Annotated in this window: 15 protein-coding genes and 1 pseudogene; 5 read left to right on the top strand and 11 right to left on the bottom strand. The window is 65.9% G+C overall.

The genetic code is table 11. The features are described from left to right. Positions 1 to 32: 32 nt before the first annotated feature. Entirely contained in the window at positions 33 to 2,297 is a 2,265-nt protein-coding gene (locus ACVWYP_RS34760; protein ID WP_304496421.1) for a spermidine synthase, read from the bottom strand. A gap of 179 nt (positions 2,298 to 2,476) precedes the next feature. On the opposite strand from ACVWYP_RS34760, the gene ACVWYP_RS34765 reads away from it, so the two are divergent. Further along, positions 2,477 to 4,078, top strand: coding sequence for a phytoene desaturase family protein (locus tag ACVWYP_RS34765; protein WP_304496422.1), 1,602 nt, complete (start codon positions 2,477 to 2,479; stop codon positions 4,076 to 4,078). Positions 4,079 to 4,341: 263 nt separating this feature from the next. Here ACVWYP_RS34765 and ACVWYP_RS34770 read toward each other — a convergent pair whose 3' ends face one another. Then, positions 4,342 to 4,506 (bottom strand): Flp family type IVb pilin, encoded by a 165-nt coding sequence (locus ACVWYP_RS34770; RefSeq protein ID WP_028342167.1) that lies wholly within the window; start codon positions 4,504 to 4,506, stop codon positions 4,342 to 4,344. Between the two features lie 170 nt (positions 4,507 to 4,676). Here ACVWYP_RS34770 and ACVWYP_RS34775 point away from each other — a divergent pair, with 170 nt between their 5' ends. Further along, positions 4,677 to 5,561, top strand: coding sequence for a 50S ribosomal protein L11 methyltransferase (locus ACVWYP_RS34775; protein WP_304496423.1), 885 nt, complete (start codon positions 4,677 to 4,679; stop codon positions 5,559 to 5,561). Then, complete coding sequence (locus ACVWYP_RS34780) at positions 5,558 to 6,064, top strand: hypothetical protein (protein ID WP_304496424.1); 507 nt, start codon at positions 5,558 to 5,560, stop codon at positions 6,062 to 6,064. Before ACVWYP_RS34775 ends, ACVWYP_RS34780 begins: the two co-directional genes overlap by 4 nt. Positions 6,065 to 6,082: 18 nt before the next feature. Here the strand turns inward: ACVWYP_RS34780 and ACVWYP_RS34785 are convergent, their stop codons facing one another. Then, positions 6,083 to 6,268: a hypothetical protein gene (locus ACVWYP_RS34785; RefSeq protein ID WP_304496425.1), complete on the bottom strand. Its 186-nt coding sequence runs from the start codon at positions 6,266 to 6,268 to the stop codon at positions 6,083 to 6,085. Positions 6,269 to 6,459: 191 nt separating this feature from the next. On the opposite strand from ACVWYP_RS34785, the gene ACVWYP_RS34790 reads away from it, so the two are divergent. Both ACVWYP_RS34790 and ACVWYP_RS34795 read left to right on the top strand, forming a co-directional pair. Continuing rightward, a complete protein-coding gene (locus ACVWYP_RS34790) occupies positions 6,460 to 8,289 on the top strand; it encodes an aminopeptidase P family protein (RefSeq protein ID WP_304500355.1) in 1,830 nt (609 codons plus the stop codon). Between the two features lie 294 nt (positions 8,290 to 8,583). After that, a complete protein-coding gene (locus tag ACVWYP_RS34795; RefSeq protein ID WP_304496426.1) occupies positions 8,584 to 9,861 on the top strand; it encodes a multidrug effflux MFS transporter in 1,278 nt (425 codons plus the stop codon). 155 nt (positions 9,862 to 10,016) lie between these two features. Here the strand turns inward: ACVWYP_RS34795 and ligA are convergent, their stop codons facing one another. The 8 genes and pseudogenes from ligA to ACVWYP_RS34835 form a co-directional block, all read right to left on the bottom strand. Then, complete coding sequence (gene ligA, locus ACVWYP_RS34800; RefSeq protein WP_304496427.1) at positions 10,017 to 12,164, bottom strand: NAD-dependent DNA ligase LigA; 2,148 nt, start codon at positions 12,162 to 12,164, stop codon at positions 10,017 to 10,019. Positions 12,165 to 12,171: 7 nt separating this feature from the next. After that, positions 12,172 to 13,842: a DNA repair protein RecN gene (gene recN / locus ACVWYP_RS34805; RefSeq protein ID WP_304496428.1), complete on the bottom strand. Its 1,671-nt coding sequence runs from the start codon at positions 13,840 to 13,842 to the stop codon at positions 12,172 to 12,174. A 13-nt stretch (positions 13,843 to 13,855) separates the two neighbouring features. Further along, positions 13,856 to 14,764 (bottom strand): outer membrane protein assembly factor BamD, encoded by a 909-nt coding sequence (locus tag ACVWYP_RS34810; protein ID WP_439711111.1) that lies wholly within the window; start codon positions 14,762 to 14,764, stop codon positions 13,856 to 13,858. Between the two features lie 251 nt (positions 14,765 to 15,015). Beyond that, positions 15,016 to 15,978, bottom strand: a complete 963-nt coding sequence (gene lpxC / locus ACVWYP_RS34815) for a UDP-3-O-acyl-N-acetylglucosamine deacetylase (protein WP_304496430.1) — start codon at positions 15,976 to 15,978, stop codon at positions 15,016 to 15,018. 350 nt (positions 15,979 to 16,328) lie between these two features. Then, positions 16,329 to 18,119, bottom strand: a complete 1,791-nt coding sequence (gene ftsZ, locus ACVWYP_RS34820; protein ID WP_028342177.1) for a cell division protein FtsZ — start codon at positions 18,117 to 18,119, stop codon at positions 16,329 to 16,331. An 89-nt stretch (positions 18,120 to 18,208) separates the two neighbouring features. Continuing rightward, the gene (ftsA, locus tag ACVWYP_RS34825; RefSeq protein WP_028332543.1) at positions 18,209 to 19,525 is read right to left on the bottom strand and encodes a cell division protein FtsA; all 1,317 of its coding nucleotides are present in this window, start codon (positions 19,523 to 19,525) and stop codon (positions 18,209 to 18,211) included. Continuing rightward, on the bottom strand, positions 19,522 to 20,532 hold the full coding sequence (locus tag ACVWYP_RS34830; RefSeq protein ID WP_304496431.1) for a cell division protein FtsQ/DivIB: 1,011 nt from the start codon (positions 20,530 to 20,532) through the stop codon (positions 19,522 to 19,524). Before ACVWYP_RS34830 ends, ftsA begins: the two co-directional genes overlap by 4 nt. After that, positions 20,472 to 20,796, bottom strand: a pseudogene (locus tag ACVWYP_RS34835) (D-alanine--D-alanine ligase); the annotation flags it as partial. The pseudogene ACVWYP_RS34835 and the gene ACVWYP_RS34830, both read right to left, overlap by 61 nt. Positions 20,797 to 20,805: the final 9 nt, after the last annotated feature.

Below are 20,805 nucleotides of genomic sequence, written 5' to 3' on the forward strand. Positions count from 1 at the left end.
GAAGCTGCCGCGATTGACTCGGCTTGCAGGTCCTATTGCTCGCCGTCGCGCAGGCGGCGGTACACCGCTCCCAGCACGTTCGAATAGTCGTCGGTCCAGACCCGCTGCTTCTCATCGGCTTCGGTCTCGGTCCAGACATCAGACGATGCGAGCTTGCCGACGTCCTCCTCCTCGCGCGCGGAGACCACGACCGAGGTCGAGAAGATGTACTCGTTGTCGCGGCCGGAATCCTCGCTGTAGACCCAGCTCTTCATGTCGTTGGCGTCCGCAATGCCGACCACGACGCTGGCAAGCTCGAGATGGCGGTTGGAGACGTGCATCACGACCGCGCCCTGCGGGGCCAGCTTCTCCTTGTAGATCGCCATCGCCTCCTCGGTCGCGAGATGGATCGGGATCGCGTCCGACGAATAGGCGTCGACGATGATCAGATCGTAGACGCCGTCCGGCTCCTTGGCGAAGGTCAGCCGCGCGTCGCCGATGACAGGCTTGAGGTTCGGCTCGCAGTTCTGGATGTAGGTGAAGTATTTCGGATCGCGCGCGGTATCGACCATCGACTGGTCGATCTCGAAGAAGCGCCAGTCCTCGCCGGGGGCCGACGCGCAGGTCAGCGTCCCCGAACCCAGCCCGATCACCGCCACCTTCAGCGGCGCGCCCTTACGCTCGCGGATCGCTGATATCGCCCGCCCGATGCCGCCGTCCTTGTGATAATAGCTGATCGGCTCGGGCGTTCCGGCGACCGGCGTGCCGTCATCGTTCTTGAACTTCTCGGCGCCATGGATCGTGGTGCCGTGCATCAGCACGTGATACTGCCCGTTCGGCGTCACCACGATCTTGTGCACGCCGAAGAAGCTGCGCACGGTTTCGACGCGGCCGTCGTCGGATGGATAGGCGCGCAGCACCACCAACGCGACCACGACGGTGGCGAAGATCTTCCAGCGATTGGCGTTCAGCGCGAGCGCCAGCAGCGCCGAGAGCACGCCGACCGCGCCGATCACCCAGACCCGGTGCACATCGAACCAGTTGAAGATGTCGCCGGCCGAATAGCTTGGCGCGATCAGCGCCACCGCCAGCACCGCGAGGAACGGCCAGTACCAGGCGCTCCAGCGCGGCAGCCGCTCCGCGCCGCCGGGCGGGCGGCATAGCGCCGCGAGCGCCAGCAGGATCGGATATTCGGCAACCCACGAGAAAGTAAAAGGCGCAATAAGCCCCGCGAACAGGCCGCCGACCATGCCGCCGAACGACAGCGCGACGTAGAAGCCGGTGAGATATTTCGCCGCCGGGCGGGTGCGCGCGAGCTCGCCATGACAGGCCATCGCGATGATGAAGAAGCAGAGCTGATGGCCGCCGAGCGTGAGCAGCAGGTTCTGCTCGCCGCCGACCGCAAGCAGGATCACGACGCCGGCAATCGCCAGCGGCTGCGCCAGCAGCATCCATTTGTGCGGCAATAGCGGCCGCGACTGGAACACCAGCACCCAGGTCAAGAGATACAGTGACAGCGGCAGCACCCAGAGCAAGGGCGCGGCGGCGACGTCGGTCGAGATATGCGCCGTCACCGCGATCAAGAGGCCGGACGGCACCGCGGCGAGGAAGATCCAGCGCGCCCGCAGCGGCCAGGACGGCGCCGGCGCATTGGCGTCGTCGACCTGCATGTTGAGTGCGGCGGCATTGGCAGGCGACCGCAACAGCAGCACGCCGCAACTCGCGATCAGAATGATCAGCAGACCATAACCACCGGTCCAGATCAGGTTCTGGGTGCGCAGCGTGAACATCGGCTCGAGCAGCACCGGGTAGGACAAGAGCGCCAGGAAGCTGCCGATGTTCGAGGATGCGTACAGAAAATACGGATCGGGACCGTTGGGATGTCCGGTGCGCACGAACCAGGCCTGCAGCAACGGATTGTTGGCGGCGAGCGCGAAGAACGGCAGGCCGATCGAAGCCGCGAACAGGCCGAGCAGCCAGACCGCATAGCCGGACGTCGGCGGCTCGCCCCAGCCGCTCCTGATCGCCAGCGGCAAGGTCACGAGCGCGACGACGAGCAGCACCAGATGCACCACGACCGGCGCAATACGGCCGTTCAGCTTCATCAAGAGATGCGCATAGGCGTAGCCGCCGAGCAGCAGCGACTGGAAGAACACCATCGCCACCGACCACACCGCCGGCGAGCCGCCGAGCCGCGGCAGTACCATCTTGGTGAACAGCGGTTGCACCGAGAACAGCAACAGGGCGCTGACGAAGATCGCGGCGGTGTAGACAACCAGCACCAGCCGGTTGCGCGAGGCGGTCGGCTCAGACGTCATGAAAGCTCCGGCATGGACCCGGCGGGCGCCGGAGGCGGACAGTCCGGTGGCACCCCACCGGAGGATTTCAGTTGAGCATACGGCACTATCACGGACAAGAAACGGCGGTCACGCGGACTTGACGACGCGGCGCTGCGGCGCCACAGCACATGCTCTAATCACTGCTTCTTGAAGCGGACATGAACGAAACAGACGTCGTCATCATCGGTGCGGGGCACAACGGCCTCACCTGCGCGGCCTATCTCGCGATGGCCGGGCTGCGGGTGAAGGTCGTGGAACGCCGCAAGGTGGTCGGCGGCGCCGCGGTCACCGAAGAATTTTGCCCGGGCTTCCGCAACTCCGTCGCCGCCTACACGGTGAGCCTGCTCAATCCGCAGATCATGTCTGACCTGAAACTTGCCGATCACGGCCTCAGGATCGTCGAGCGGCGCGCGCAGAACTTCCTTCCCGCACCCGACGGCAGCTATCTTTTGACCGGCGAAGGCCGGACCCGGGAGTCGGTCGCAAAGCTCAGCCGCCGGGACGCGGTCGCAATCGGCGCGTTCTCAGGGGAACTCGAAGCCATCGCCGACGTGCTGCGGCAATTCGTGCTGCGCGCGCCGCCGAACCTCGTCGAGGGCTTTGGTATCGCCGCGGTCAGCGAAGCCTTCAACGCGCTCGGCACCGCCAACATCCTGCGCCGGCTGTCGCTGGAACAGCAGCGCAATCTGCTCGACCTGTTCACGCGATCGGCCGGTGAGATGCTCGACGAGCGTTTCGAGAACGACCTCGTCAAGGCGCTGTTCGGCTTCGACGCCATCGTCGGCAACTATGCCAGCCCCTACGCGGCGGGCTCGGCCTATGTGATGCTGCATCATGCGTTCGGCGAAGTAAACGGCAAGAAGGGCGTCTGGGGCCACGCGATCGGCGGCATGGGTGCGATCACGCAGGCGATGGCGCGTGCCGCGCGCAGCCATGGCGTCGAGATCGAAACCGATGCGCCCGTCCGCGAGGTGATCGTCGAGAAGGCGCGCGCCGTCGGCGTCGTCCTCGACAATGGCAAGACCGTGCGCGCCAAATACGTCGTCTCGAACGTCAATCCGAAGCTGCTGTACACGCGCCTGGTGCCGGAAGGCGCATTGGCGCCCGAGTTTCGCGCGCGCATCTCACGATGGCAGAACGGGTCCGGCACGTTCAGGATGAATGTGGCGCTCAGCGCCCTGCCCTCGTTCACCGCGCTGCCGGGCCCCGGCGATCACCTCACGGCGGGCATCATCATCGCCCCGAGCCTCGGCTACATGGATCGCGCCTGGCGCGATGCGCGCGAATTCGGCTGGAGCCGCGCGCCGGTCGTCGAGGTGCTGATCCCCTCGACGCTCGACGACAGCCTGAGCCCGCCGGGCCAGCATGTCGCGAGCCTGTTCTGCCAGCACGTTGCGCCGCAACTGCCCGACGGCAGATCGTGGGACGATCATCGCGACGAGGTCGCCGATTTGATGATCGCAACGGTCGACCAATATGCCCCCGGGTTCGCAGGCACCGTGATCGGCCGCCAGGTCCTGTCGCCGCTCGACCTCGAGCGGCAGTTCGGCCTGCTCGGCGGCGACATCTTTCACGGCGCGCTGACACTGAATCAGCTGTTCTCGGCGCGGCCGATGCTCGGCCATGCCGATTATCGCGGACCTCTGAAGGGTCTTTACCATTGCGGTTCCGGCGCCCATCCCGGCGGCGGCGTCACCGGCGCCCCCGGCCACAATGCCGCGCGGGCGATTTTGGCCGACCATCGCGCGCTGTTCTCGTAGGCGACGCATCACGCGCCGCGGGACAAGCTGTGGACAGGCGTGTTGAGAGGCTGTGGGTCTGCGGTGGACAGAGGCGTCGTCTCAAGACGGGATAACCGGTGGACGTCGCTGTGGACCGGCTGTGCGACGGACGCTGACAATCCCTGGAGAACGCGGTTGATGTCTTGTCGACAAGCTGGGTGTGGCTCTGTGGACAACCGGTCAAAAAGAAAACACCGGGCGACATGTCGCCCGGTGCTTCCCTGAGAACGCCGTTCGAGAGATTACTTCAGCGAGCCGCTGATCGAGTTGAAGGTCCCGCTCAGTGCCGAGCCGACGCCATTCACCGCAGCGATGATGGCGATGGCGATACCGGTCGCGATCAGTCCGTATTCGATGGCGGTCGCGCCGGATTCATTCCGCAAAAACTTAACGATAAAAGCCTTCATTGCAGCCCTGCCCTTGGTTGTGATGCCTTGGAACGAAGGGTGTTCCCAGTTCCGCCACCGTACTAGTACGGCAACATCTAAGGTTGTCTGAACCGGGAACCTCTCAATTCTCGCGATATTCGATTGAATCCGGCTTGAAATTTTAACAAAAATCGCGCTACCGGCCTCCGATGACCCCGTCCACACACTGCGCCAGCGTTACCCTTCAAGATGAATCGACCGCAAAGCGCGTGGTAGACGCGCTTTCCGAGCTGTTTTTCGAGGATCAGGCGGCGTTTGCGGCCTTCGAGCGGCCCGATGGCCGCTGGGACGTCACCGTCCATTTTGCCGAGTTGCCGGACCAAAATTTACTGCGCGAGCTGGTCGGCCAGGTGGCGCGGCAAGATGTCGCATCGACTTTAGTTTTTGATACCGTGGAGGCCAAGGACTGGGTCAAGGCCAGCCTGGAGGACCTCGTCCCGGTCGCGGCCGGCCGCTTCATCGTCCACGGCCAGCATGACCGGCACCGGATACCCCCCAACAAGCTCGGGATCGAGATCGAGGCGGCGCTGGCCTTCGGCACCGGCCATCACGGCACCACACGCGGCTGCCTGCTGCTGCTCGACCACGTGCTGAAGGCGTATCAGCCCCGCCGCGTGCTGGATCTCGGCACCGGGACCGGCGTGCTGGCGATCGCCGCCGCCAAGGCGCTGCACGGCAAGGTGCTGGCGAGCGACATCGACCCGCCGTCGGTCCGGGTCGCCGAGGAGAATGCCCGGCTGAACGGCACAGGCGATCTGGTGGACGTGATTCCAGCCACCGGCTTTGCCGCACCGCGCTTTGCCGAGGACGGTCCGTTCGACCTGGTGCTCGCCAACATCCTCGCCAATCCGCTGCGGCAACTGGCCGGCCCGATGGCGCGCCACCTCGCCTCGTCGGCGCAGGTCATTCTCTCGGGCCTGCTGACGCACCAGGCGCCGGCGGTCATCGCCGCCTACCGTGCCCGCGGGCTGGTGCCGCTGCGGCATCTGAAGATCGAGGGCTGGAGCAGCCTGCTGCTGCGTTTCGTGAAGTGACCGCGACCGGCAGACAGTGCGGCGACTGCACGCTCTGCTGCAAGGTGATGGCGATCGAGGAACTGGCAAAGCCCGCCAACAGGTGGTGCCCGCATTGCGAGCCGGGGCGCGGCTGCCGGACCTATCCGGGCCGGCCGACGGAATGCCGCGCCTTCAGCTGCGTCTGGCTGGCAAACGACCTGCTGGAGGAGCACTGGAAGCCTTCCAGGTCGAAGCTCGTCCTGACCACGTCCGAAGATGGTCTTGAGGTCAGATGCGATCCGGGCTTCCCCGACGCCTGGCGCAGGGAGCCGTTTCGCAACGAGCTCAGGGAATGGGCGATCTCCGGCGAGACGCTCGACATGACCGTCGTCGTGATCGCCGGCCAGCGCATGACGCTGCTGACGCCCGATCGCGAATTCGATCTCGGCATCGTCGGCCCTGATGAGCGGATCGTGCGCGAGCTCGAGGACGGCAAGGTCGTCAATGTGACCGTGGCGAAGGCGTCGAATCTGGAACGGTAGCCGCGATCCGTGGATTAGCTATTCGGGTGCTGGAGAATCGTTACGGATGGTCTCGACCTTGTCCTGACCGGCCGCACGTTTGGCTCGCGCCTCGACCAGACGGTCCAGCATCTGGACGATGACGCCGCGCTGCTTCTGTTCGACCGGCGCAATCGGGCCGCGGCGGACCGGCGGCGAGATCTTCTCAAACGTGAATGCAGGCATCGTGCATCTCCTCACCGTTGAGTTGAGACACTCCTGGACACTCCCCATACGCTTGACCGTTGACGTGCAGTGGACATCGTCCGGTCAATTCCACTATGCCATATTCAAGCATAAGTTATGCCAAAAATATGGTCATGCTTGACCGCGCTCGCGCGAAGGTCATGCTTCCATCCGAAGAGAGTACGACGGCGATGTTCGAAGCCCATTTCCAGACGTTCGAAGAGCCCGAAGGCGGCGTGGCGCTGACCGCACGCTTGAGCGCGCTGCGCGAGGAACTGGCGCGGCGCAAGCTGACCGGGTTCGTGGTTCCGCGCGCCGACCAGCAGCAGAATGAATATGTCGCAGCCTCCGAGGAGCGGCTCGCCTGGCTGACCGGCTTCACCGGATCGGCCGGGCTCGCGATCGTGCTGAGCAAGGAAGCGGCCCTGTTCGTCGACGGCCGCTACACGCTGCAGGCCGGCAAGCAGGTCGACCGCAAGGCCTGGCAGGTCGAGCCGCTGGTCGAGCCGCCGCCGGAGCATTGGCTGACCCGGCATCTGGCGGCCGGCGACCGCCTGGGATTTGACCCCTGGCTGCACACTTCTTCGGCAGCCGAACGGCTGGCAACCGCCTGCGCCAAGGCCGGCGCGGAACTGGTCGCCGTCGACAGCAATCCGGTCGATGCGATCTGGCACGAGCGGCCGGTACCGCCGCTCGGCCCGGTTACGATCCACGGCGCGCAGTTTTCCGGGGAGATCGAAGCCGAGAAACTCAAGCGCATCCGGCTCGAGATCAACAAGCTCGGCGTCGACGCGCTGGTGCTGTCCGACAGCCACGCGGTGGCCTGGACCTTCAACATCCGCGGCGCCGACGTCTCGCATACGCCACTGCCGCTGTCCTATGCGCTGGTGCCGAAGGAAGGCCGGCCGCTGGTGTTCATCGATCAGCGCAAGCTGTCCAACTCGACGCGCGACCATCTCGAGCAATCGGCCGATGTCGAGCAGCCCGCGGTGCTGGCGGCAAAACTCACCGAGCTCGCCAAGCGCGGCGCCTCGATCGCGCTCGACAGCGCGACCGCAGCCGACGCCTTGAGCCGCCTGATCGCGGGTGCCGGCGGCAAGCCGGTGCGTGGCAGCGATCCCGTGAGCCTCTTGAAGGCGGTCAAGAACATCACCGAGATCGAGGGCACGCGCACGGCGCATCAGCGCGACGCGGTGGCGCTGGTGCGTTTCCTCGCCTGGATCGACCGCGAGGCGCCCTCCGGCAGCCTCACCGAGATCGACACCGTCGAGGCGCTGGAGACGTTTCGCCGCCAGACCGGCGCGCTGAAGGACGTCTCGTTCCCGACCATCGCCGGCACCGGGCCGAACGGCGCCATCGTGCACTACCGCGTGACGCGCAAGAGCAACCGCCGCATCGAGCCCGGCGACCTCCTGCTGATCGATTCCGGCGCGCAATACGAGGACGGCACCACCGACGTCACCCGCACCGTCGCGATCGGCAAGCCGACCGACGAGATGCGCGACCGCTTCACCCGCGTGCTGCGCGGCCATATCGCGATCGCCCGCGCGATCTTCCCCGACGGCACCACCGGCGCGCAGCTCGACACGCTGGCACGGCAATATCTCTGGCAGGCCGGGATCGATTTCGAGCACGGCACCGGCCACGGCGTCGGCAGCTATCTCAGCGTCCATGAAGGGCCGGCGCGGATTTCCAAGCTCGGCACCACGCCGCTGAAGCGCGGCATGATCCTGTCCAACGAGCCCGGCTACTACAAGACTGACGCCTACGGCATCCGGATCGAGAACCTTGAGCTCGTGATCGGCACCGACATTGCCGGCGCCGAGAAGCCCGTCAACGCATTCGAGACGCTGACACTTGCGCCGATCGATCGCCGCCTGATCGAGGTCAGCATGCTGAGCCAGGACGAACTGGCCTGGCTCAACGACTACCACGCCCGCGTCGCGCAGGTGGTGCGCCCGCATCTCGACGACAACGCAACCAAGCTGTGGCTGGACGAGGCGACGGCGGCGTTGAGGTAGCGGCGCCGAGTTTACCGTCATCCTCTCCTCGTACTCGCTGTCGTCCCCCGCGAAAGCGGGGGATCCAGTACGCCGCGGCCTATCAATTCAAATACGCCTGCCTCTGGAATACTGGGTCCCCCGCTTTCGCGGAGGACGACAGCGGAATTCGCGCCTGGACGACCGTGTGTTTATTGCGCGAGACGAAACATCGTCGCTGGCGTCTCCTGAAATCGCATGGGCGTATGCCGAAACACCCGTATTCCGCGCGGACGGGCACGCTACAGTCTTTCCACAATGCTGGATCGGACCTGAATGCACGGCGTGATGGGCAAGCCGCCCGGCGCGGCCAAAGACAACATCGCGACATCGAAGGTCATGCTGCTGATGCTCGTCGTGATGACGGGCGTGGCGCCGATCTCGCTCTACATGCTGGTGCCGGCGCTACCGGTGCTGGCGACCACTTTCGGCCGCGACATCTCCGTCGCGCAGATGACCGTGTCGCTCTACATGGTCGGCATCGCGCTTTCACAGCTGATCATGGGGCCGCTGTCCGACAGGTTCGGCCGCCGGCCGGTGCTGCTCGCGGGCCTCGGCCTGATGGTCGTCGCCGGTGTCGGCTCGGTGTTCGCCGAGACCCTGCCGCAACTGATCGCGGCGCGCTTCTTCCAGGCGCTCGGCGGCGCCAGCGGCATGGTGATCAGCCGTGCCATCATCCGCGATCTCTATCCGCGCGAGCGGGTCGGCGCCATGATCAGCCTCGTCGTCGCCGCGCTGATGATCGCGCAGATGGTGAGCCCGCTGACCGGCGGTCTGCTGGAGACCACATTCGGCTGGCGCGCGATCCTCTATCTCATCACCGCCGCGTCGCTGAGCACCACGATCTTCATCGCGCTGGCGCTGCCGGAAACCCGCCGCGACCGCGCCGACAGCTCCAGCTTTCGCGGCGACCTCGGCAAGCTGATGACGAGCCGCGCCTTCGTCGGTTACCTGTTGTGCCAGGTGCTGGCGTCACAGATCATCTTCGCCTTCGCCGGCGGCGGCCCCTACATCGTGGTGACCCAGATGGGCCGGACCAGTGCCGAATATGGCGCGTGGTTCGCGATGACGGGGTTCGGCTACTTCGTCGGCAATCTCTTGTGCGTGCGCTTTGCGCCGCGGCACTCGCTGGAGAAACTGATCTGGTTCGGCCTCGCGCTGCAGGTCGGCGGCAGCCTGTTGAACCTGGTCTGGAGTTTTACTGGAGTAAATCAGGCCCCGCTCTGGCTGTTCGGCACCCAGATGATCGTGATGATCGCCAACGCCTTCGTAATGGCCAACTCCGCCGCCGGCGCCATCAGCATCCGGCCCGAGGCCGCCGGCACCGCCTCGGGCGCCATGGGCTTCCTGCAGCAGGGCATCGGCGCGCTGATCTCGCAATTCGGCGCCTATCTCGGCGGTCACTCCACGACGACGCTGCCGCTGACCGCGGCGATCTTCGCGATCTCGATCGCCTGCGCCTGCACCATGATCTTCGTGGTGCCGCGGCGGCAGGTGGTGGTGAGCGAAGAGCTGATCGCGCAGGCCGAGGAGGATGAGCAGGGGATGATGTGAGAGCGGCGCTGACGCCGCACCTCAACTCGTCATCCCCGGCGCATGCGGGGGTCCAGCACGCCGCGGCCCATCCGCTCAACAATGACTGTCTCTGGAATACCGGATCCCCCGCTTTCGCGGAGGACGACAGTGGAGCACGCGGCGCCGCTGCGCGCCTACTCCCCGATCAGCTTGAGCCACTCGTCTTCGGTCAGTACCTGGACGCCGTGCTTCTGCGCTTCGGCAAGCTTCGAGCCGGCGCCCGGCCCCGCGACGACATAGTCGGTCTTCTTCGACACCGAGCCGGCAGCCTTGGCGCCCAACCGTTCGGCCGTCGCCTTGGCCTCGTCGCGCGTCATCTTTTCGAGCGATCCGGTGAACACCACGGTCTTGCCGGCCACCACCGAATTGCTCTTCGGCTTCTCGGCGTCGATGATCTCATCGAGCTCCCCGGTCAGCCGCTCGACGATGCCGCGATTGTGGCTCTCGCCGAAATAGTCGGCAATGCTCTTGATCACGGTGTCGCCGATCTGGTCGAGCGCATCCATCTCCGCCATCGCGTCCTCGTCGCCCTTGGCGACCTTGAGGCAGGCATCGTGGAACGCGTCCCACGAGCCATAGCCGCGCGCCAGCGCCAGCGCGGTGGTCTCGCCGACATGGCGCATGCCGAGCGCGTAGATGAAGCGCTCCAGGCCGATCCTGCGCCGGCTGTCGATCGCCGCGAACAGATTGCGCACCGAGGTCTCGCCGTAGCCTTCGATGTCCTCCAGCTTCAGCTTCGCGTTGCGCTTTTGCAGCGTGAAGATATCAGCCGGCTCCTTGACCCATCCCTCGTCGAAGAAATACTGCAACTGCTTCACGCCGAGACCGTCGATGTCGAAGGCGCGGCGCGACACGAACAGAATGAGGTGCTCGACCTTCTGGAACGGACAGGCGAACTCGCCGGTGCAGCGGGCGCGCGAGCCCTCCTCGCCGGCCGCGGTCTCCTCGCGCACCACATCGGTGTGCAGCGGGCACGGGCATTTCTTCGGGAAGTGGAATTCCTTCGCGTTCTTCGGCCGCTTGTCGATCACGACGTCGACGACCTGCGGGATCACGTCGCCGGCGCGCTGGATCACCACGGTGTCGCCGATCCTGATGTCGCGTCCCTCGCGCAGCACCTCGCCCTTGTTGCCGATGCCCTTGATGTAGTCCTCATTGTGCAGCGTGACGTTCTGCACGATCACGCCGCCGACACCGACCGGCTCGAGCTTGCCGACCGGCGTGAATGAGCCGGTGCGCCCGACCTGGATCTCGATGTCGCGCAAAACCGTCGTGGCGCGCTCGGCCGGGAATTTGTGCGCGATCGCCCAGCGCGGCGTGCGCGACACGAAGCCGAGCCGCTCCTGCCAGTCGATGCGATCGACCTTGTAGACGACGCCGTCGATGTCGTAGTCGAGCTCGGCGCGCTGCTCCTCGATCTTGCGATGGAACGCGATCAACTCCTCGACCGAGTGACACAATTTGGTCAGCGGATTGGTCTTGAAGCCGCACCGCTCGAACCAGTGGATCATGTCGGTCTGGGTGTCCTCCGGCATCGCGCTCATCTCGCCCCAGGCATAGGCGAAGAAGCCGAGCGGCCGCGAGGCGGTGATGGTGGGATCCTTCTGCCGCAGCGAGCCGGCCGCCGAATTGCGCGGATTGGCGAAGATGGTGTCGCCGGCCGCCTTCTGCCGCTCGTTGAGCGCAAGGAACGCCTTCTTGGTCATGTAGACCTCGCCGCGCACCTCGCAGATGTCGGGCACGTTGCGGCCCTTCAGCTTCTGCGGCACGTCCTCGAGCGTGCGGATGTTGGCGGTGACGTCCTCACCCTCCGCGCCATCGCCGCGGGTTGCCGCGGTGACGAGCTCGCCGCCCTCATAGCGCAGCGACATCGAGAGCCCGTCGATCTTCGGCTCGGCCGAGAAATCGATCTTGTCATCGGGCAACTTGAGGAAGCGCGTGATCCGTCCGACGAAGTCGACCACGTCGGCTTCCGCGAACGCGTTGTCGAGCGACAGCATCGGCAGCGAATGCCGGACCTTCCTGAAGCGCCCCGACGGCGCGGCGCCGACCTTCTGCGACGGCGATTCCGCGGTGACGAATTCAGGGAAGCGTTTCTCGATCGCATTGTAGCGCTGCCGCAACCCGTCGTATTCGGCATCGGTGACGCTCGGCGCATCGTCCTGATAGTAGCGCTTGTCGTGACCTTCGAGCTCGAGCGCAAGGCGCATCAACTCGACCTTGGCCTGGGCCTTGGTGAGCTTGTCGACGTCGACCAGCGCTTTCTTGGCTTTGGTGGCCATCGGCGAACTAACTCGCCGCCCTGAGCAGCCGTTCCGCGGCCGCCCTCGCCTCCGCGGTGATCTCGGCGCCGGCCAGCATGCGCGCGATCTCTTCGCGGCGGTGATCGGCGGCGAGCGCGTTGACGCGGGTGGCGACCCGCTTGCCCTTGTCGAGCGCGTCCTTGGAGATCAGAAGATGTTGGCTCGCCCGGGCGGCGACCTGCGGCGCGTGCGTCACCGCCATCACCTGCACCTTGCCGGCAAGGCGCGCCAGCCGCGAGCCGATCGCATCGGCCACCGCGCCGCCGACACCGGTGTCGATTTCGTCGAACACCAAAGTCGGCGCCGAGCCGCGATCGGCCAGCACGACCTTCAGCGCCAGCAGGAAGCGCGACAGCTCGCCGCCGGAAGCGACCTTCATCATCGGCCCCGGCTTGGTGCCCGGATTGGTCTGCACCCAGAACTCGACACGGTCGATGCCCTGCGGCCCCGGCGCGGCCGCGCTGCTCTCGACCTGGGTCATGAACTTCGCGCGCTCGAGCTTGAGCGGCGCAAGCTCGGCGTTGACGGCCTTGTTGAGCTTCTCTGCAGCCTTGGTGCGCGCCACCGACAGTTTGGCGGCAGCCGCCGCATAGCGCTTGTCGGCTTCACCGGCGGCCGCTTCCAGCTTCTTCAGCTGGTCGGCGCCGGCATCGATCAGCGCGACGTCGCCGGCATATTGCGCCGCCAGCGCGGCCAGCAGATCGACCGGCGTTGAATATTTACGCGAAGCGGCGCGCAGCGCGAACAGCCGCTCCTCGATGCGCTCCAGCTCGGCCGGATCGAAATCGGTCGCCGCCAGCGCGGCGTTGAGGTGCTGGTCGGCCTCTTCCAGCGCGTTGATCGCAATATCGATCGCCTTGACCGCGGGCTCGATCAGTGCAGGCGCATTGGCGGCGCGGCGCTCCAGCCGCCGGACCGCGGCCGACAGCGACGCCACCGGCGAATGCGAGCCGCCGATCGCCTCCTGCGCCTCGCGCAGGTCGGTTGCGATCTTCTCGCCCTGCATCATCGTGGTGCGGCGACCCGCGAGCTCGGTCTCCTCGCCTTCCTTCGGCGCCAGCGTCTTCAATTCCTGCGAGGCGTGGCGCAGATAGTCCGCCTCGCGCGCGGCGCGCTCCATGCCGGCGCGATGCTCGTCGAGATCAGCATTGGCGGTCCGCCTGATGTCCCACAGCGCTTCCAGCGCCGCGACGTCCTTCTCGTGTCCGGCGAAGGCATCGAGCAGCTGGCGATGGGTGGAGGCGTCGACCAGCGCGCGCTCGTCATGCTGGCCGTGGATCTCGACCAGCGCGGCGCCGACTGCCTTCAGGGTCTGCACGCTGATCGCCTGGTCGTTGATGAAGGCGCGGGTGCGGCCGTCGGCGAGCTGCACGCGGCGCAGGATCATCTCACCGGTGTCGTCGAGGCCGTTCTCGGCCAGGATCCCGGCCGCCGGATGCCCCTTCGGGACATCGAACACGGCGGTGACCTGCCCCTGTTCGGCGCCGTGGCGCACCAGTCCGGCATCGCCGCGGCCGCCGAGCGCCAGCGCAAAGGCATCGAGCAGGATGGATTTGCCTGCGCCGGTTTCGCCGGTCAGCACCGCGAGGCCACGGGAAAATTCGATATCGAGCCGTTCGATCAGGACGATGTCACGGATCGACAGACGCGCCAGCATGCGAGGACAATTCCTAGCCGAGACCTATCTTCTTGAAGGTCCTGCTGATCCAGGATCCCTGATTCTCGCTCGGCTCGAGACCGCCGGACTTTACTAGATTATATGCGTCCTTGTACCAGCGGCTGTCTGGAAAATTGTGGCCGAGCACCGCGGCCGCGGTCTGCGCCTCGCCGGCGATGCCGATCGCCATGTAGGCCTCGGTGAGACGGTAGAGCGCCTCCTCGACGTGGCGCGTGGTCTGGTATTGCGTGACCACGGTCTTGAAGCGGTTGATCGCGGCGGTGAAGTCGCGCTTGCCCATGTAATAGCGCCCGACCGCCATTTCCTTGCCGGCGAGCTGGTCGCGCGCAGCCTGGATCTTGGACTTGGCCTGGGTGGCGTATTCCGAGGTCGGATATTTGCGGACCACCTCTTCGAGCGCCGCGATCGCCTTCTCGGTACGGCTCTGGTCGCGCGAGATGTCCGGGATCTGGTCGAAATGCGATGCCGCGATCAGGTACTGGGCGTAGGACGCATCCGGGCTGCCGGGATGCAGCGTGACGTAGCGGGTGGCCGAGCCGATGCAGCTGTCGTAGTCGCCTGCCTGGTAGAACGAATAGGCCGACATCAAGAGCGACTTGCGCGCCCAGTCCGAATAGGGATGCTGACGGTCGACTTCCTCGAACTTCTTCGAAGCGGCCTTCAGGTCCTTCTTCTCGTTCATCATGTACAAGCCCTCATTGTAGAGCTTGTCCGCGGGCTCATCGACGAACGTGTCGTCCTTGGCCATGAACTTGTCCCACAGCGCGCCGGTGCCGCAGCCGCTGAGCGGCACGGCCAGCACAATCAGGCCCGCCGCAAAACGCAGCGTGCGCGCGGCCTTGGTCAGGCCGGAGACGTCAGAAGAATTGCGTGATTCGAGCGCCATACGCATTGCCGACATGAATTGTAAAACCTGACGCCTTTGATGCGGTTAACGGCGACCCCACTCCACCCATGAACCGCGGTCATGGATGCAATATTTCCAGGCTACCGTTTCTCGCAACCGCAGGCCTGCTTAGCCGAAAAATGACCGTGGACCAACCGAATACGGAGCCATTCCGCCGGGAATAAGGCGACCCGGCGAAGCTCACAGCCTGCTGTGGTTATTACGGAAATTGGACCCGACCTGCCAGGAGATCAGGACTTGGGCGATCAGGACACGTCCGGGCCGTAGGCCGGGGCGACGAGGCCGCCCACGGTACCTGCACCGGCTTCGACATGGCCACGGAGCGGCCGCCGAGCGGTGTCCGATTCGACCACCCGCCAAGCGCTGCGGTCGGCGAGCAGCGCCTTCAGCACCGCGTTGTTGAGCTTGTGGCCGCCCCGTACCGAACGGTAGCTGCCGAGCAGCGGCAGGCCGGCCAGTGCCAGATCGCCGATCACGTCGAGCACCTTGTGGCGGGCGCATTCGTCGGCGTAGCGCAGGCCCTCGGCATTGAGGAGGCGGGCCTCGTCGAACACCACGGTGTTGTCGAAGGACGCGCCGAGCGCGAAGCCTGCGCCCCACAGCCGCGCTACGTCGCTCATGCAGCCGAACGTGCGGGCCCGTGCGACCTCGCGGCGGAAACCTTCCGGCGACAGATCGAAGGTGAAGGTCTGGCGGCCAATCACCTGGTTGGTGAAATCGATCTCGACTTCGGCGCGGAACCCGCCGGCGAACGGACGCAGCTCGCCAACCGATTCGCCGATCTTGACTTGCACCGGCTTCAAAACCTGGATGAAGCGGCGGACGCCGGGCTGGGTCACGATGCCGGCCTGATCGATGGCCGCGACGAACGCCGCAGCGCTGCCGTCCATGATCGGAACTTCGGCGCCGTCGACTTCGATGGTGGCGTTGTCGACGCCCATGCCGCGCAGCGCCGCGAGCACGTGCTCGGCGGTGGAAACCAGCGGCCCTTCACGGTCACCCAGCACCGTCGCGAACTCGGTCGCGATCACCGCATCGGCGGTGGCCACGACTTCGCGGTCGGAACCGTCGAGACCGGTGCGGACAAAAATAAAACCCGCATCAACAGGTGCAGGTCCCAAGGTGAGACTGACAGGAAGACCGGAATGAACGCCTACGCCAGTCACGGTGGCTTGCGACCGAAGCGTGGTTTGACGGCTGAACTTCATTCGATAATGCCCACTACCCGACTTCACTCAATTCAAGTGGCCTAATTTCCCCAAGGCCGACTCGCTTGAGCTCCCCAAGTCACGGCAGACCATAGTCACAGCCCTAAACCGCGCCAACTCACGCTTCTTTACCGATTGTTACCCCATCTCCGCCGCATTCACGCCCAAGGTTAACCAAATTGCGGCAGCGAAAACGGCCCTCGGCGACGCGCCATCTGACCACCGAAAGAATAATTAATCATTTAAAATCAGTTGCTTGTTTATCCGGCGCAATCGCCTGCCCGCGCCAAGGAAAAGGCCCCGGCGGTTCCCCGCCGAGGCCTTCTTCGTCGCCAAGCTTGTAACAAACTTCAGTTTGCCTGCCGGCGCAGGAAGGCCGGGATATCAAGATGGTCGTCGCCCTGTGGCGCTGGGGCAACAGGTGCTTGGCGGCCATGAGCGTCCAGACCCTGCGGCGCCGGGCGCTTTGCATATTCGGATACCGGCGATTCGTTTGCCGAAATCTGCTGGGCGACGCTGCGGGCCGGCTTGCGCTCGGGCAGCGGCGGCATCGTCGGCATGGCCGGACCGGAGGCACGGGCCGCGATCGGCGGCTCGGTCTCTTCGTCGCGGCGGCCGAGGCCGACATTGGCCAGCCGCTGCAGCAGCGACAGGCGGGTCTTCTGCGGGTGCTCCACCTCGCCGTCACCGCTGGCCTGGCGGATTTCGGCCTGCGCCGGCATCGGCAGATCCTCGAACTTCGGCATCCGCGGAGCACGGACCGGCGACCGTTCCGCCGCCTGCGGGATGAAGGTCTCGGGCGGCATCGGCTCATGCTGTTCGGCCCGGGCGGCCTCGTGGTCCGGGAACAGCGAGGGCTTCTGGGCAATCGGCCGCACGGTGACGTCACCGTAAGAGGCCGGCTGCATCGGCGCCTGGGCAGCCGGCGCGCTGTCGGGAGCAACCGCGGCGGCAATCGCCGCGAGCGCGGCGCGCTCGACGGCCGGACGCTGCTGCGGAGCGGCCGGAGCCGCGATCGGCGCGACCGTCACGCCGGTCGACGGTTCCAGCTTCTGGGCACGCTCGGCCATGCGCTGATTGTCGGCACGCAGGCGGGCGGTCAGATCGGCCAGCCGGCTCTCCGGCGAACCGCCCGACTGCTGCGCGGCGGGAGCCTGGGCGCGGGAGGCGATGGCGGCCTGCTCGATACCGGTTGCGACCACCGAGACGCGAATGACGCCGTCGAGCGATTCGTCGAACGTGGCGCCGACGATGATGTTGGCGTCGGCGTCGACCTCTTCGCGGATGCGGGTGGCGGCTTCGTCGACCTCGAACAGGGTCAGGTCCTTGCCGCCCGTGATCGAGATCAGGAGGCCGCGGGCGCCCTTCATCGAGCTGTCGTCGATCAGCGGGTTGGCGATCGCGGCTTCCGCGGCGGTCAGCGCGCGCTTCTCGCCGGTGGCTTCGCCGGTGCCCATCATCGCCTTGCCCATCTCACGCATCACGGCGCGGACGTCGGCGAAGTCGAGGTTGATCAGGCCTTCCTTGACCATCAGGTCGGTGATGCAGGCGACGCCCGAGTAGAGCACCTGGTCGGCCATCGCGAAGGCGTCGGCGAAGGTGGTCTTCTCGTTGGCGACCCGGAACAGGTTCTGGTTCGGGATGATCAGCAGCGTGTCGACCACCTTGTGCAGCTCGGCGATGCCGTGCTCGGCGGTGCGCATGCGGCGCTGACCTTCGAAGTGGAACGGCTTGGTCACCACGCCGACGGTGAGGATTCCCATCTCGCGAGCGGCCTTCGCGATCACGGGTGCAGCACCGGTGCCGGTGCCGCCGCCCATGCCGGCGGTGACGAACACCATGTTGGCGCCCGTGAGGTGATCGCGCAGCTCGTCCATCACCTCCTGCGCGGCCGCAGCGCCGACGTCGGGCTGCGAACCGGCGCCGAGGCCCTGGGTGACCTGGGTGCCCATCTGCACGATGCGCTGCGCCTTCGACATGGTCAGCGCCTGCGCGTCGGTGTTGGCGACGACGAAGTCGACGCCCTGCAACCCGGCGGTGATCATGTTGTTGACGGCATTACCACCCGCGCCGCCGACGCCGAAGACGGTGATCCGCGGTTTCAGCTCGCTGATGTCAGGGGGTGTCAGATTGAGTGCCATGGTTGCCTCTCTCGATTATGCGCGCGTTGGTTCGTCCCGGCCGCTGGCCGCCGGAGCTGGTGAAAATGCTGTGAGCCGGGGTTCGGTCATCAGAAGCCCTCGCGAAGCCATCGTCCGACCTTTCCGAAGTAACCGTCTGTCCCTGTCCTGAGCTGCCGCGTGCGCCGCGGTTCGACATGTTCAAGATGTGCGTATTGCGGATAGACCAGGAGGCCCGTGGGCACCGAGAACGAGGCGCCCTTCGCCTCGTTCGGCAGCCGGCCGAAGCCGAGCGGACGGCCGATGCGGACCTGACGGTTCAGGATGCGGGTGGCAAGCTCGACGGTGCCGGTGAGCTGCGAGGCGCCGCCGCTCAACACCACGCGCGCCCTCGGCTCTGCCGCAAAGGGGGAATCCGCGAGCCGGTCACGGACCATTTCGAAAATCTCCTCGGCGCGATGCCGGACAATATTCGCAATCGTGGCGCGGGACACGATTTGCGGTGTCTCCCGATCATCGCCTGCGGTGGGAACGGACATCAGCTCGCGCGAGTCCGAACCGCCGGTCAGCACCGTGCCGTATAAGGTCTTGATTCGCTCGGCATCCGCAATGCACGCGCCGATGCCGCGCGCAAGATCCATCGTGATGTGTTGCCCGCCGAGCGCAAATCCGGATGCGTGCACGAGACGTCCGCCGGAGTATGTCGCGATCGTGGTCGATCCCGCGCCCATCTCGACGACGGCAGCGCCGAGATCGGCTTCGTCATCGGTCAGCACCGAGAGGCCCGCGACATAGGGGCTCGACGCCATGGCTTCGACGTTGAGATGGCAGCGCTCGACCACCAGCATCAGGTTCTTGGCGACCGTCGCGTCCGACGTCACCACATTCATGTCGACGCCGAACTGGCGCGCCACCATGCCTCTGGGATCGCGGATGCCCTTGACGCCGTCGAGTGCGTAGCCGACCGGCAGCGCATGCAGCACGGTACGGCCCGCGCCGGCGGCGTGGCGCATGCCAGCCGACGTGACGCGGCTGATATCGTCCGAGGTGACCGAGCCGCCGCGGATATCGGCCGCGGCTTCGACCAGCTGGCCATGCTGCCGGCCGCCGGAGACCGACAGCAGAACGGATTCGACACGGACCTTGGCCATGCGTTCGGCCAGCGCCACCGCATGGCGCACCGCCTTCTCGCATTCGGCGAGATCGACGACGGAGCCCGCCTTGACGCCGCGCGACTGGATCTGGCTGTAGCCGATCAATTCGACCGCATGGGTGCGCCCACGCAGCGCCTCGTTCGGCGGCGACGGCCTCAGCCGCGCAATCATGCAGGCGATCTTGCTGGAGCCGACATCGAGCGAAGCCACCATCGCGGTGCGCTTCTGCATCGGGCGGGTCTTCGGGGTCAAATTGCGATCGAGGCCGGTCATGCGGAGTCACCGGCCTTCTTCTTGGACTTCTTGTCCTTGAACAGTTCGTCGCGCGCCTTGCCGGCGTCCTCGGACAATTGCACGATCAGCCGATCGGGCAGGCGCATGTCGACGGCGACAATGTCGCGCGAGAACAGCTTCTCGTCCTTGTCGAGCCTGGAGAGCGCAGCGAGCGCATTGCCGACGTCGTTCTCCGGCAGGCGGACGTCGAGACCGTCCTTGAGGCGCAGGTTCCAGCGCCGCTCGCCGACGAAGATCGCGGCCTTGGTCACCGAGCGGACTTGCGGATAACGGTCGAGCAGCGCCAGGAAGTCGTGGGCCCTGACGTCGGCGCCCTTGCCGACCACCAGCGGCAGATTGAGGAAGCGGCGCGAGACGTAGGGCTCGAGCACCGCGCCGTCGGAGGCGATCACCGACAGGCGGCCGTTCTGCTGCCACAGCGCGAAGGCGGTGCGTTCGACGATGTCGATCTGCAGCCGGCCCGGATAGAGCTTAAGGATCGTGGCATCCGCGATCCAGGGATTGGCCTTCAGCTTGGCGCGCACGGTGTCGGCGTCGAGGAACAGCAGCGAGGAGCGGCCATTGACGCCGCCGATCGCGAGCACCTCGTCCTGGCTCAGCTGCTTGCGGCCGTTGATGGCGACGGTGGTGATGCGGAAGCCGGCAGTATTGGCAAGCGCGTTGCGGGCGTCGCTGAGCGCGGTGGTGAATTCCTCGACATGGCCGCCCTTGACGATGCCGAGGCCCAGGCTGCCGAACAGGATCGCGAGCGTCGCGACCAGCCCGATGCGGCGCGGCAGATAGCGTTCGACCATCAGGATGTAGCGGTTCGGCGGCTCGCGATCGATGATGACTTGCGGCCGCCTGGCGGGACGCTGCCTGCGGCGCGCGAGATGGGCGCCGACATACTCGCGCAGCAGCACCGCCGCTCCAATAGCGGCTGCTCTCAGGTCAGCTTGAGGCCCCAGCGATCGCAGCGATCGGGTGAGGCGTCCTGCACCATCCATTGCACGAGCTCGTCACATGTTGTGCCCGCAAACCCCGCGGGTCCCGGCACAAATCACGTCTCGGCTAGACCGGTGGGATTAGAGTGGCCCCCTGTTCCCTGGTTGCGATCCTCGAAGCGGTAATCCGCGACAGCTCACGCCCCGGCAGCCAAGCGCTACATGCGCCGCCAGCGTTAACCTTCGGGCTTCCTGGTAAACAAACGGTAAACGACTTCGGCCTGGAGCGTGTTTTGACCAACGCTGTGAGTACTTTGCCGCGAACTCGTTAGCATT

The organism is Bradyrhizobium sp. USDA 3262, assembly GCF_054060035.1.